We start from the raw sequence: 12,937 nt of genomic DNA, 5'->3' as shown, positions 1-12,937 counted from the left end.
CCAGGGTATGATTAATGTCAGGAAGACTTAACCGCCCCCCACAGACGGTTAAGCCTCATCAAATATGTCTCTTGTTGTGAACAGATACTTTAAGTATGGCTATTTCCTACATTCAATGTTGACTTTCAAACCGCTGACCCATTGGACGGATCCTGTGAAGCTGCCGTTTCCGTTAACTACACACCATACAGCGGCGCCAAGAACAACAGTTGCGCCAAGTGCCAAAAGCACTGCAACAAACACCAAGAACCAAGCCTGATCTTCGATCGACGGATTGACAGAATAGTCAACCTGAGGTGCTGCGTATGTCATTTTTCCCCCTCCTTTCTATCAAGTAACCAAAGAGTAACATATCCAAAATCATACTGAAATCTATGAAATTTCCTATTTCATAAACACTACGTTCCAACTATTTATTTAAGGATCTCGCGGTTTTTCAATCTAATGGCCCACGCTTTTCGGCTTGGAAGAGAAGATGAAAGCCCCGTTTCCACTTTATGATGTCTTTATAATCTTTTTGTCTTATTTCTCCTCCTTCTTTCTCTCTCATTTTTTCTTTTTATAAATCTCGTGTCTTTCAAGGATGTTAAGGAAAAAGAACTGGCTAATAAGACTCTCCTTCTCCTGAAATCCGAACCCCAAAATACCCCCAAAGTCCCTTTTTTCAAAAAGTGAGATAATTCTATTTTCTCTATTCCATTTCTGTTAATTTTATGTATAAATTTAAATGTTACAGTTAATAACCTGCCGATCCTAGATCAAAAGATGTTGATTACATTGTAAAATCAAGTTAACATTATGTCAAACCCATTTAACAATATGTCAAATATACTATATAAACGAAGAATTGCAGGTGGTAGGATGAACAACAGGGTTAGAGAATTGAGAGCAAGGTACGGGTATTCACAGGAAGCCCTTGCAAACGCGATCGGAGTTACAAGGCAGACAGTTGCGGCCATTGAAAAAGGCAATTACATCCCGTCGCTTCTTTTGGCTTTGAAAATTTGCGAGGAATTTCAATTAAAAATGGAAGACGTATTTTGGTTAGAGGGAGGCAAACACGAATGAATATGATCACACGGACTTTCTTTCACATCCTTCTGTTCGGACTCGCATGCTGGACGTTTATAACCTTTTTTCACACATCGGAACAAATCGCCAAAAGCTTGAAAACAAACGCTTCAGAGCTCCATTTTGTTTTTAACCTGATTCCCATCCTTCTCTTTGGGCTCGTGCTTTCGATTTACACATACTTGGAGAAAAAAAGCGGTTCACGCAAGCAGCGCTTTATGCTCGTCCCTGACGAATTTAAAGAACAGGATGAAAGAGAACAGATGATTACCGCAAAAGCATGCAGAACATCTTATATCGTGCTGTATGTGGCGATGCCAGTCGCAGCGCTTCTATTGATCTTTTACCCGTTTTTCCAAGCCAGGATCCCGTATTTCCCGATCATCGTCATCTTTGTGCTGATCATTATTCAGCATCTTTCGTATATGTTTTCATTTTATAAAAACAGATAAAAAACTCCAGAATGTCTGGAGTTTTTTTATTTAAATCGTTTTTTCCTTTTGCCTCGTCGGAAAATGGTCATTTCCGATGACTTCGCCAGACGCTTTTCTTTGAAGTTTCGGGCGAAACGGAAGGAGCGGAAAGACCTTTTCGGCAAAATGGTACGCTTCTTCAAGATGAGGATAACCTGAGAAGATAAAGGATTCGATGCCGAGATCAGCATATTCTTTTATCCGGCAGGCCACCGTTTCCGGATCACCGACGAGCGCTGTCCCCGCTCCGCCTCTGACCAGTCCGATGCCCGCCCAAAGATTCGGGCTGATCTCAAGATTGGTTCTGTTTCCCTGATGAAGCTGAACCATCCTCTTTTGCCCTGATGAATCCGTCCGTTTCATCGCGTTTTGGGCTGCGGCAATCGTTTCATCATCCAAGTGGCTGATCAGTCTATTTGCCGCCTGCCACGCCTCTTGTTCCGTTTCTCTGACGATTACGTGCAGTCTAATTCCAAAACGGACGTTCCTCCCTTCTTTTTCAGCCTGTCTTTTGACAGATTGGATTTTTTCTTTAACGAGATGGGGCGGCTCTCCCCATGTTAAATAGACATCTGCGTGTTTGGCGGCAGTCTCCTGCCCGGCCTTTGACGAGCCCCCAAAATAGATCGGCGGATGAGGGTGTTGGGCGGGCGGAAAGAGTAAGCGGCCGTTTTCGGTCTTCAAGTGTTTCCCCGAATAGCTGACAGTCTCGCCTTTTAAAAGCGACCGCCATATGTCGAGAAACTCATTTGTCGCTTCATACCGTTCATCATGGCTGATAAACAGGCCGTCGCCGGCTAATTCATACGGATCACCGCCGGCGACCACATTGATGAGGAGTCTGCCCTCTGCAAGCCGGTCGAATGTGGAAGCCATCCGCGCCGCAACCGACGGCTGCATCAAACCGGGTCTTACAGCGACTAAAAACTTCAGATTTTTCGTGACTGACGCCAGAGCGGCGGCGGTAATCCACGGATCTTCGCACGATCTTCCCGTCGGCAAAAGAACCCCTGTATACCCAAGCCGGTCAGCCGCTTGCGCTACCTGCTGAAAATAGGTGTGATCTGCGGCTCTGCCTCCCGTGTCTGTGCCGAGATAACGTCCGTCCCCATGAGTAGGAATAAACCATAAAATGTCCAAAAAGATCTCCCCTTTACTTTTGATTACCTTGATAGCTGTTTCTCCAGCCAAGGCACTTTTTCTCCAGAATTCTGACGAATGAATCCGTCAGCTTGCCGACGGCAGCGAAAATCAAAATTCCGACAAACACCTTATCGGTTTGTGAAAACTGTCTGGCATCCATAATCATATAGCCGACTCCCGCGCTTGATCCCATCAGTTCGGCAACAACAAGGCCCAGCCACGAAACACCGAGCGACAGGCGGATGCCTAAGAGGATGTTCGGAAGCGATGCGGGAAGAATCAGCTTAGTCACCTGCTTCAGCCAATGGAACTCCAATACTCTCGCCACATCGAACAGTTTCGAATCGACGCCCCTGATTCCTGAAAATGTGTTGATATATACCGAGAAGAAGGCGCCGAGCGCGATCAAGAGCACCTTTGACAGTTCGTCGAAACCGAACCATAAGATAAACAGCGGCGTGACGGCGAGATGCGGAACGGTTCTCAGCATTTGCAGAGAGGGATCGAGATAATCCTCGGCGATTTTTGAAAAGCCGATTACAAGCCCCAGCAGGAGCCCGAGTCCGGCTCCCAGGAAAAAGCCGAGCGCGGCGCGCTGAATGCTGATGCCTAAATGAGTGAAAAGCTCTCCTGATACGATGAGATCCCGAAATGTAAGCAATATATCTAAAGGAGCCGGAAGCACGGTTTTTGATATGAGCTCAAATGTCCCGACAAGCTGCCATAATAAAATCAATATCACAGGTAATACAATTCCCTTCCCCCATGCCAGCCGAAAAGCGGCCGGTCTCAGTTTTGCGCCTGCTTTCGGCTGGATCGAGGGGGTGCTTGGTGAAACAGCCCTCATCTGTCATCTCCTCCTTTCAGCGCTTTTTTAATAAATGAATTGTCAACCACTTCTTTTACATCAATCTCTTTGTTAATCGCTTTTAATTTAAATTGAAAATCGGCAGTCTCCTGCTGCGTTTCAATAATACGGTCTGTGATCGGCTCATTTAACGGTTCGGTGTTATTCAGCACGTTTTCAACGACCTTTTTGTCGAGATTTTTAATTTTCGCATACGCTTCAACCGCTTCTTTCTTATGGTTTTTATGCCATTTCACGGCCTTGTCATACACCTTCAGAAAACGGATCACCTCATCAGGATACTTCTCGGCAAATTCGCTTCGTACAAGCGTAAAACCCGGGGAATACTTGTCGATTTGTTCCCCGTCAACCAATATTGCCGCATCACTTTTGATCGTTTTAAGGGACAAAAACGGCTCCCAAATCGACCATGCATCAATCGCGCCGCTGTCAAATGCCGGCATGGCTTCGTCAGGCTGAAGCTGAATGATGTTGACGTCTGTTGGCTCCAGACCTGCTTTATCGATCACTTTATACAGAAAATCGAACCCGCTGCTGCCTTTTGCCACCGCCACCTTCTTTCCTTTCAAATCTTTTATGTCATCGATGCCGCTCCCTTTTTTCACAAGAATGCCGTTCGCCTTTAAACCGTCTTGCGAAAGACCGATTTCTTTAAAATCAATGCCAGCCGCCTGCCCTGCGATCACCGGTGAATTTCCAACCTGGGAAAAATCAAGTTTACCTGCGGCAAGACCTTCAAACTGCGGCGGACCGCTTTGAAACTCTGTCCATTTCACTTTAATCCCTTCTTTTGCGAACTCTTTTTCAAACCAGCCTTTTTCTTTCGCAAGGAGCAACGGGCTTAAGCTTTGCTGCACTCCGATGTTGATCTCTTTTAAATCTCCGCCCCCTCCGCTTGATTGGGCTGCTGAACAGCCCGCAAGAAGCATCAGGCAGCCCAGCATATACAACGGCCATTTTTTCACGTTTTTCCGCTCCTTTCTGCTCAAATCCCTGAACCTTCCTGAAAGCTGAATGTTTCCGTTGTCTCGAATTCTTTCAGCACTTTTTGTCTGATTGATTGAAAAACGGGCGATGTTCTGCTGCGCGGAAATGGCAGATCGACCGGAATCAGCTTGTGGATTCTCCCCGGCTTTGCGGTAAGAATCGCGACCCGGTTGGCTAAATAAACCGATTCGTCAATATCGTGCGTCACGAGGATCATCGTCATCTTCTTTTCTCGCCAAATGTCTGTCAGAACATCCTGGAGATGCTTTCTCGTAAAGGCGTCCAAGGCGCCGAAGGGTTCATCAAGCAGCAAAATCTCAGGCTCCCTGAGCAAAGCCCTGGCAATCGCGACCCGCTGCGACATACCTCCGGACAGCTCGCGTGGATACTGTTTCTCCGCGCCTTTCAGCCGCACCGTTTCAATCAATTCATCGACTTTTTTTCGCACCGCCGGTTCTTTCAGGCTTAAATCTGCGGCGATATTTTGCTCGACCGTCAGCCATGGAAAAAGCCGATGCTCCTGAAAGATAAAACCTTGCTGAATCCCCGGGCCCTTGATTTCTCTTCCGTTCATGCTGATTCGCCCTTCATAATTCCCGTCAAGACCGGCAGCGATTTTTAAGAGCGTGCTTTTCCCGCATCCGCTTGGACCGATGACAGTCAGAAATTCGCCGTTTTCGACCGTCAGTTTCACGTCTTGAAGCACGCTTGTTTTAAGGCTGCCGTTTCCAAATGCTTTTTCATTTACACGAATTGATAAAGACATCTTGTTCCCCTTTCTTTTCTAAACTGAAAATAAAAAACTCTTATCCCAATTGAGATAAGAGCCTTCGGTTGACCGATCAGCGCTGATGAAATTTTCCGAAATATTAAACAACATACTAATTCATATTATTCCGACCTGTCAACCCTATATTATAAAAAAACAGATGAAAGGTTCCCCTTTCATCTGCAGTATTGCCCGTTTTTAACTGTAAATGCTGCCGCCTGCTTTTTTAAATTCCTTCGCCTTCTCTTCCAATCCTTTTTGAATAGCCTTTTGTTCATCAAGGCCGTTTTCCTTGGCATAGTCGCGAATATCCTGGGAAATTCTCATACTGCAAAATTTAGGCCCGCACATTGAACAAAAGTGTGCCGTTTTGGCGCCTTCCGCCGGAAGGGTTTCATCATGGTATTCAAGCGCTCTTTCCGGATCGAGCGACAAATTGAACTGGTCCCGCCAGCGGAATTCAAAGCGCGCCTTGGAAAGCGCGTCATCGCGGATTTGCGCGCCGGGGTGCCCTTTGGCAAGGTCAGCCGCATGGGCCGCGATTTTGTATGTTATGACGCCTTCGCGGACATCGTCTTTGTTCGGCAGTCCCAAATGCTCCTTCGGCGTCACATAGCAAAGCATGGCCGTGCCGTACCAGCCGATCATCGCCGCTCCGATTGCCGATGTAATATGATCGTAGCCCGGTGCAATATCGGTCGTCAGCGGGCCGAGCGTGTAAAACGGCGCCTCTTTGCAAATTTCCATCTGCTTGTCGACATTCTCTTTAATTTTATGCATCGGCACGTGTCCCGGTCCTTCGATCATCACTTGAACATCATGCTTCCAGGCGATTTCCGTCAGCTCGCCGAGCGTCTCCAATTCGGCAAATTGGGCCTCATCATTCGCATCCGCAATCGAGCCGGGCCGAAGGCCGTCCCCGAGCGAAAATGCGATATCGTATGTTTTCATAATCTCGCAAATCTCTTCAAAATGCGTGTACAGAAAGCTTTCCTCATGATGAGCCAAACACCATTGCGCCATAATTGCCCCGCCGCGGGATACGATTCCAGTGACGCGCTTTGCCGTCAGCGGCACATACCGAAGAAGGACGCCGGCATGAATCGTAAAATAATCAACGCCTTGCTCAGCCTGCTCGATTAATGTATCGCGGTAAATCTCCCAAGTGAGATCTTCCGCGACGCCGTTTACTTTTTCAAGCGCCTGATAAATTGGCACAGTCCCTACAGGAACTGGACAATTGCGGATGATCCACTCCCTCGTTGTATGAATATCTTTACCTGTGGACAAGTCCATCATCGTATCGGCGCCCCAGCGGATGGCCCATGTCATTTTTTCTACTTCTTCTTCAATCGAAGAGGTGACAGCGGAATTGCCGATGTTGGCATTGATTTTCACGTGGAAGTTGCGGCCGATAATCATCGGTTCGCTTTCCGGATGGTTGATATTTGACGGAATAATCGCCCGTCCGCTTGCCACTTCATCACGAACAAATTCGGGAGATATATGCTCTCGGATCGCGATAAATTCCATCTCGGGCGTAATGATCCCCTTTCTTGCGTAATGCAGCTGGGTGACATTTTGACTTTTTTTCGCGCGCAGCGGTTTTCGTTTCAACCCTGGATAGCTGTTGCTCGCTTTCTCTTTGCTTTTATAGCCGTTATCCTCCGGTCTGATTTCTCTGCCTTCATATTCTTCGGTATCGCCGCGCTCCCTGATCCAGGTCGCCCGCAAAGGTTTCAGCCCCTTAAGAATATCAACCTCTGCATTCGCGTCCGTATAGGGACCGCTCGTGTCGTAGACGCGGACAGGCTGATTTTCTTCGGCGCCAAATGAACCCGTCGTCGGACTTAGCGAAATTTCTCTCATCGGCACTTGAATGTCAGGTCGCGCCCCTTCGACATACACTTTGCGGCTCCCTGAAAAACTTGACATAATCGAGATGTTTTTTTGCTGTACTGACTCCTGTTTCATGTAAAAATCCTTCCCCTCTAAAAAATTGATCAGGACGAAACTCCGGAACAGCACCAGCACAAAAAAACCAGGCTCATATGATGAACCTGGTTTTACAGTCAGTAAAATCACTGGAAGACAGACGGACCATACCTATTCCCCATCTTCTCCCGAATCCTTTTTACTTCCCCACGCTGGTACGAACCAGATCAGGTCCAAAGGGTTAAGAAACACATGTTTCTCTCTCAGCCCGCAGTCGGGCACCCCTAGTAAAGCTATTCAATTCATTTTTTATCGTAACACACCGATTTGGCAAGTGAAAAGGATGGAAAAATATATGAATCTTTTTCACTATAGCGGCACACCCAATTATTATAAATTGCGATGAAGCACATCAAGTATATGTTTCAAATCCGTCGCCTCAATTTGGCCAGGTGCGGATGCTTTTTTCGCTGCGCCGAACGTCACGGCCGAGCCAAATACCTCTCCGGCGAGCCGGCTGATCAAGCCTTTTCCGGCCATCGACATCGTGATAATCGGCCGCTTCGCATACCGCTCATGCATCATATGAGTCGCCTCAAGCAACACCAGCACATCTGCCGGTGTTTCAGGCATCACCGCGATCTTAGGGAAATCGGCGCCAAGATCCTGGGCTTTTCGGAGACGGGAAACGATCTCTTCCGCTCTCGGCGTCTTCCCGAAATCGTGGTTGGATATAATGACAAAGACATGCTGCATATGAGCCGCTTGAACCAGTTTTTCCACATGATGCTCTTCATTGAACAGCTCGACATCAATCACATCTGCCAGCCCTGTTTTGACTACGGCATGATTCAAGGAAAAGTAAAATTCCTTACTGACTTCTTTTTCGCCGCCTTCCTCCGCGCTGCGAAATGTAAATATCAACGGGATATCCTTTAAGATCTCCCGGATGTCAGCCAATACCTTTTTCACTTTGTCAACGTCTTCGACATCCTCAAAAAAATCCGCCCGCCATTCGGCAAGATCCGGATTAATCGATAGAAGAAAAGCAGCTTCTTCTTTCAATTGTTCATGCGTTTTTCCGATGAGCGGCACGCAAATTTTCGGGGCTCCTTCTCCGATGGCCACCCCTCTGATCTTCACCGTATTCAACAACGACCTCACTCCTGTTCTCTATATTACAAGGGTCTTTGCATTAACGGTACCGAAGATTGGCCGTAAGCACAAGCAGAAATTAAGAAAGAAGGCTAAACGCTTAAAGCACTCATATACCAACATGAGATCACCTTTCGATAGCTTGCTTGTTTAAAAATGAATCTACTATTCCTTGCAGAATATGACTCATTTCTTCAGGAGTTTCCTTCCGGCCTCTCTCAAACCATTTTGAAAGGATGTTCCAAAAGCCCCCTGCGCTGAATGAAAGCCCGTACTCCAAGTCGATTTTGCTTTTAAAATGAAAGGTTTCTTCTTTAAATTTTTTATGAAGATCCGGTAGAAGTTCATTATATTTCTCAACAATCAAATAAAACAAATGGTTCTGATGAAGGGCTTGTAAAAAATCGGCATGTCGGCTCCAAAAGTTGAAGTATGCATGTCCAAGACTGGATAAGTCAATATGTTTTTCCTGAACAATGTAATTGGAATACTCACTGCAAAGCTGCTCAAAATAGCGGTCTAATATATCTTTTTTTGAATGGAAATGCCGATAAAATGTTCTTCTGTCAAGCTGCGCTTTTTCCGCTATCTCTGTAATGGTGATGTCTGAAAAGCTTTTTTCCTTCATAAGCTCCAACAATGATAGCGTCAGCCAGCTTTTAGATTGCTGAGCTGTTTTTGAGGGCATTTGCTTCATATTCTCTCTCCTGTCGCGCTTTTTATGGCAATGTAGCACTTTTCGTTGGCTCATTGACTTTGTTCTCTATGAAATGTCACAATTGTGGCACATAAGAGGGGGAATGTAAATGGAAAACATGCAATTTATCGCTTGGATGCTGCCGATATTATTTATACTGCATGATTTTGAAGAGATGGTGATGGTCGAGGCATGGGGCAAAAGATATCGAAGCAAACTGAAACAACTGAAAAAAGCTCCATTCGGACATGCCAAAACCGCTTCTTTTGTTTGCGCTGTGCTCGAAGAATTTATACTAGCTGTTGGTGTAACTGTTCTCAGTATTTATTTTAATCAATATATTATCTGGTTTGGTTTCTTTTTTGCTTTTACTGTTCATTTCCTTGTTCACATCGTCCTATGGTTCAGATTTAAACATTATGTACCCGGCATATTAACGTCGATCTTTATGCTGCCATTTTGTTGCTATCTGCTGACCGCTGCCGCAGAGATAGAAAAATTCAGTTTTCCTGCAATGATCTTATCAGCCCTATCCGGAACACTTATCGTCTTTTTTAACCTTAAGTTTCTGCATAAAAAAATGGGGAGGATTCAAGAAAGGCTGGAAGCATATGGCCGCATATGAAAAGCAGGCACTTACGGAAGCTTCCGGCCCTTTGACTAGAAGCAAAGCAAACGATGAAGACCCGTCAGACACGAAAAAACTGCCCTTCAAAAGAAAGGCAGCATGATCTAAAATCATGGCGCTGCTAACGATGGTTCAATGTTCGTTCCAAAGCTTGTCTATCCAGCTGTTTAGAGGCGCCTCCACAGCGGGAGCCGCTTGCACTTCAGCTGTTCAGCCTCTCATCGTTTTGATGATGGAGCATTTTCGGTTTTTCCGGGACCGGCATTGAAAATCGAATTCGCCAGCAACCGATATTGATGCTGCGGATGATCGTCATTGGTTAGATCGTTAGCGAAAACAGTTAAGTTCTTGTTGTGATCTTTATACGTGAAAGCCATAATCTTTCCTTTGGCAGCATCATGTCCAGGCCACCAGCCTGCCTTAAAGAAATGGTCTTGATCAGCGATCACGGCCAGCACTTTTGCCGTTTTAGGAACAGCGGTAATATAAGAACCAGTGACTGTGTAGAAGTATTCCTGTTTATTGTAAGGAGCTGTAATAGCATGATCTTGCATGACATTTGCCAAGAAGACGCCTTCGTATCTCTCCCATTCAGGTCCTTTAAAAGAAAATCCGGGGATCCACTTCTGAACATTCGTCATCCCCATGTTTCCAAATGCAATGTAAGGCTTTCCTTTATTAACATATTTAGAAGAGTCGAACGTATTGACAAGCACATCTGCGCCCGCCTGTTCTGGGGTGACGTTAAAGCCCAGATTTTTCAGTACATATGCCGCTTCACCCAGTGCTCCTACAGTAGAAGCCTTGAGGACTTTGCCGCTTGGTTTCTTATGGCCGGATGCGCTCACGTCGAGATAGTACTTGGAAGCCAATGGGGCCAGGTCCTTGTAGGCAACCGCGAAGTCGCCGGCTTGATAGCCTGATCCGCTCTTGGTGAGCATTGTAACGGTCTTGCCGGCTGCCAGTAACTCGTTGACTGCCTTTATCGCATCATTGCTTGTGTTCTGGATCAGCACATAAGCTGAGCGTTTTGGCATTTTAGTCCCCGGAAACGACACGGAGGTGATGGCAGAAGTCTTGCGTTTGAACACCCCGGCATCTCGAATTACATAACGGTCAAAACCTCGCATATCATGGAAATTTTGAATCATCTCACCGGCTATCATTTCATAATCAGATACATCTATTCCATCATACAAGACCAAGTTCGCGAGGCCGCGGTTTGCCTGGTGCATGTTTACAATAAATGATCCTGCCGGATATGTTTTTCCGTCAACGGTTACCGCTTTTGTTGATCGTTCAATCTTTACGCCGTTGCGAAGGAAGTACTCAACCATCTTATAGGTTTCCAACACATTCTTTTGAATATTTTTATCGACCGGCAGTACGTAATATTCCGGGAAGAAGTTTTGATTGCCTTGCCGCGGTCGGCCGATCTCTTCGTTTTTGGCGTTGACCAAGTAATGATCGACAGCGCGATCATCGATATTGTCCACGCCGCGCTCGAATATTTTTAATTGGTTCAGGAACAGCTCTTCTTTTTTTTCCGCTACATATTTTGCAGCTGCCGCAGAACTGTAATACAGAGCTTTGGTAGACTCTTCATTCGACTCGGGCGTTTCCAGCGTGTGACCCATCGCACCGTGATACATGGCGAATGCAGCGGTATATGCTGCAGATGCATCATCCCATCCCGAAGCCGTGCCTTTTGACACATAATTTGGATCTTTCGCAGTTTTCCGATGTTCTTCATAAGGGATGTGATAGTAGTCATACTTCGTATTAGCAATCCCGGCCTCACCCATAGCCTTTGCCTGTTCCACCATGTGGTCAATCAAAAGGTCATACTCAACATTCGGGTTATGAGGCGGAGTAGAAGGCTCAATCAGGAAATTGGCATCGAACCCGTGCATATCCAGAAAAGACAGCGGCGACCACTTCGCGATTTGTTCCGTTACGCTGCGCGTTTCAGGCTGGGTTTGATAAGAATTATCCCGGTTCAAATCGAAATCCTCAGCATTGGAACGTGTTGTATGAACCCGGCCATCCGGGTTGTCCGTATAAACGAACAGGAAAAAAACATGTTCCAATGCATCATCTATATTCAACGTTGTCTTGCTTTTCTTGCCATTCGGCAGGACTGTATCGTACGTCATGCTCTTATCCAATGCCATTGACTTAAAGTAATTCATGATCGCATCGACGCCAGGCGCTTCATTCGGATGAATATTGTTCAACCAGATCGGCACCTGATAGTCGCCAAATGCGCCGGATATAATGTCGGCCTGCAATTTCTTCGGGTCATTGAGCATGGCAGGGTGAGTCACCTTCTGATACTTATCGACAGCGGCTTTATCTTTGGCAAGCACTGTCAAATAGATATCACGGCCTTCGACCGATTTTCCAATAGAAGTCGTTTTGATATATCTGTTGTTTTTTTGCGCAGCTTTTGCTGTAACGGCATCGATCTCCGGTTTCAGCTCATCGTAAGTGCGGAAGCTGTCATATGGCGTCAATTTTACGGGAGCATGGGCAACCACTCGTCCGTTCACTGTTGCCGCCAAATCATATGTGCCCATCAGCGATGCGTATAGCGGACGTTGCAATCGCGGCTCTGACAGGTTGTCTGTATCGTATGGAAGATCGAAATTGATGTTAGCATGAACCTTGCCGTTGGTCACTTTTACATGGCTAACAGTAATGAAAGGTGCACCGCTGTAATCCCGGACCTTATATTTTTTCCATTGAGACAGCGGTTTGCCGTCATACGTCCAGCTTAAGCTCTTCACATCAACACCTTGCGGAAGCTTAAACGCAGCATGAAGCGTTCGTTTCTCTGTCATCGAAGCAACATTGTTGTCCAGTTTTAGCTTCTGAGATTTTTTAGTCTTTACTTTTGTCTGCTGACCGGACGCCGTCCCCTTGCCAGTCTGCGCCATAGCAACACCGGGGGTTATCGCTCCAAGCAGCATCATAAACGACAAAACCAAGATCAGATAACACTTTGTGAACGATTTCTTAAACATAGAAAAATGCCATCCCCATTTCGTGATATTTTCAAATTGCAAACTTGATAAGAGAAAACCATTACAAGAGTGAGGAGTTCTGGCTGCATTTCATTTGCCTGCCTCACACTCTGATTCAGCATGCCCTCCTCCTCCAATATCTTCCGGAGCTCCCGACAGGCTAACAGCCTGAAGGAACTGCCTCC

General features: G+C 46.2%; 12 protein-coding genes and 1 riboswitch. Of the genes, 3 read left to right on the top strand and 9 right to left on the bottom strand.

Annotation, left to right across the window (positions count from 1 at the left end):
• Nucleotides 1-99: 99 nt before the first annotated feature.
• Nucleotides 100-312 carry a hypothetical protein gene (locus MHH76_RS05025; RefSeq protein WP_020450662.1) on the bottom strand — a complete coding sequence of 71 codons (213 nt, stop codon included), beginning with the start codon at nucleotides 310-312 and terminating at the stop codon, nucleotides 100-102.
• Nucleotides 313-861: 549 nt separating this feature from the next.
• Between MHH76_RS05025 and MHH76_RS05020 the strand changes: the two genes are divergently transcribed.
• The gene (locus MHH76_RS05020; protein ID WP_020450660.1) at nucleotides 862-1,068 is read left to right on the top strand and encodes a helix-turn-helix transcriptional regulator; all 207 of its coding nucleotides are present in this window, start codon (nucleotides 862-864) and stop codon (nucleotides 1,066-1,068) included.
• Entirely contained in the window at nucleotides 1,065-1,523 is a 459-nt protein-coding gene (locus MHH76_RS05015) for a hypothetical protein (RefSeq protein WP_020450659.1), read from the top strand. Before MHH76_RS05020 ends, MHH76_RS05015 begins: the two co-directional genes overlap by 4 nt.
• Before the next feature lie 30 nt (nucleotides 1,524-1,553).
• Here MHH76_RS05015 and ssuD read toward each other — a convergent pair whose 3' ends face one another.
• The 7 genes from ssuD to MHH76_RS04980 form a co-directional block, all read right to left on the bottom strand.
• On the bottom strand, nucleotides 1,554-2,684 hold the full coding sequence (gene ssuD, locus MHH76_RS05010; protein ID WP_020450658.1) for an FMNH2-dependent alkanesulfonate monooxygenase: 1,131 nt from the start codon (nucleotides 2,682-2,684) through the stop codon (nucleotides 1,554-1,556).
• 13 nt (nucleotides 2,685-2,697) lie between these two features.
• Complete coding sequence (locus MHH76_RS05005) at nucleotides 2,698-3,534, bottom strand: ABC transporter permease (protein WP_043054247.1); 837 nt, start codon at nucleotides 3,532-3,534, stop codon at nucleotides 2,698-2,700.
• Nucleotides 3,531-4,520 (bottom strand): aliphatic sulfonate ABC transporter substrate-binding protein, encoded by a 990-nt coding sequence (locus MHH76_RS05000; RefSeq protein WP_043054571.1) that lies wholly within the window; start codon nucleotides 4,518-4,520, stop codon nucleotides 3,531-3,533. Before MHH76_RS05000 ends, MHH76_RS05005 begins: the two co-directional genes overlap by 4 nt.
• Nucleotides 4,521-4,540: 20 nt before the next feature.
• Nucleotides 4,541-5,308, bottom strand: coding sequence for an ABC transporter ATP-binding protein (locus tag MHH76_RS04995; RefSeq protein WP_020450655.1), 768 nt, complete (start codon nucleotides 5,306-5,308; stop codon nucleotides 4,541-4,543).
• Nucleotides 5,309-5,509: 201 nt separating this feature from the next.
• Nucleotides 5,510-7,285, bottom strand: coding sequence for a phosphomethylpyrimidine synthase ThiC (gene thiC, locus MHH76_RS04990; protein ID WP_043054570.1), 1,776 nt, complete (start codon nucleotides 7,283-7,285; stop codon nucleotides 5,510-5,512).
• Between the two features lie 148 nt (nucleotides 7,286-7,433).
• Nucleotides 7,434-7,542: riboswitch (TPP riboswitch) on the bottom strand.
• Between the two features lie 94 nt (nucleotides 7,543-7,636).
• Nucleotides 7,637-8,401, bottom strand: a complete 765-nt coding sequence (aroD, locus tag MHH76_RS04985; RefSeq protein ID WP_031305076.1) for a type I 3-dehydroquinate dehydratase — start codon at nucleotides 8,399-8,401, stop codon at nucleotides 7,637-7,639.
• 127 nt (nucleotides 8,402-8,528) lie between these two features.
• A complete protein-coding gene (locus tag MHH76_RS04980; protein WP_035339157.1) occupies nucleotides 8,529-9,098 on the bottom strand; it encodes a TetR/AcrR family transcriptional regulator in 570 nt (189 codons plus the stop codon).
• A gap of 109 nt (nucleotides 9,099-9,207) precedes the next feature.
• Here MHH76_RS04980 and MHH76_RS04975 point away from each other — a divergent pair, with 109 nt between their 5' ends.
• Nucleotides 9,208-9,723: an HXXEE domain-containing protein gene (locus MHH76_RS04975; protein ID WP_043054246.1), complete on the top strand. Its 516-nt coding sequence runs from the start codon at nucleotides 9,208-9,210 to the stop codon at nucleotides 9,721-9,723.
• 221 nt (nucleotides 9,724-9,944) lie between these two features.
• On the opposite strand, the gene MHH76_RS04970 is transcribed toward MHH76_RS04975, so the two are convergent.
• Nucleotides 9,945-12,752, bottom strand: a complete 2,808-nt coding sequence (locus MHH76_RS04970) for a M14 family zinc carboxypeptidase (protein ID WP_043054245.1) — start codon at nucleotides 12,750-12,752, stop codon at nucleotides 9,945-9,947.
• Nucleotides 12,753-12,937: the final 185 nt, after the last annotated feature.

The sequence above is a fragment of the Bacillus sp. FSL L8-0193 genome (assembly GCF_037976065.1).
GTDB lineage: Bacteria > Bacillota > Bacilli > Bacillales > Bacillaceae > Bacillus > Bacillus paralicheniformis.
This window is presented reverse-complemented; position numbering and strand designations above follow the sequence as displayed.

Bases quoted from the DNA above. Each gene is read 5' to 3' on its own strand.
- MHH76_RS05025 (WP_020450662.1), bottom strand. From the start codon at position 312: ATGACATACGCAGCACCTCAGGTTGACTATTCTGTCAATCCGTCGATC.
- MHH76_RS04980 (WP_035339157.1), bottom strand. From the start codon at position 9,098: ATGAAGCAAATGCCCTCAAAAACAGCTCAGCAATCTAAAAGCTGGCTG.
- MHH76_RS04995 (WP_020450655.1), bottom strand. From the start codon at position 5,308: ATGTCTTTATCAATTCGTGTAAATGAAAAAGCATTTGGAAACGGCAGC.
- thiC (WP_043054570.1), bottom strand. From the start codon at position 7,285: ATGAAACAGGAGTCAGTACAGCAAAAAAACATCTCGATTATGTCAAGT.
- MHH76_RS05015 (WP_020450659.1), top strand. From the start codon at position 1,065: ATGAATATGATCACACGGACTTTCTTTCACATCCTTCTGTTCGGACTC.
- MHH76_RS05005 (WP_043054247.1), bottom strand. From the start codon at position 3,534: ATGAGGGCTGTTTCACCAAGCACCCCCTCGATCCAGCCGAAAGCAGGC.
- MHH76_RS05020 (WP_020450660.1), top strand. From the start codon at position 862: ATGAACAACAGGGTTAGAGAATTGAGAGCAAGGTACGGGTATTCACAG.
- MHH76_RS04975 (WP_043054246.1), top strand. From the start codon at position 9,208: ATGGAAAACATGCAATTTATCGCTTGGATGCTGCCGATATTATTTATA.
- MHH76_RS04970 (WP_043054245.1), bottom strand. From the start codon at position 12,752: ATGTTTAAGAAATCGTTCACAAAGTGTTATCTGATCTTGGTTTTGTCG.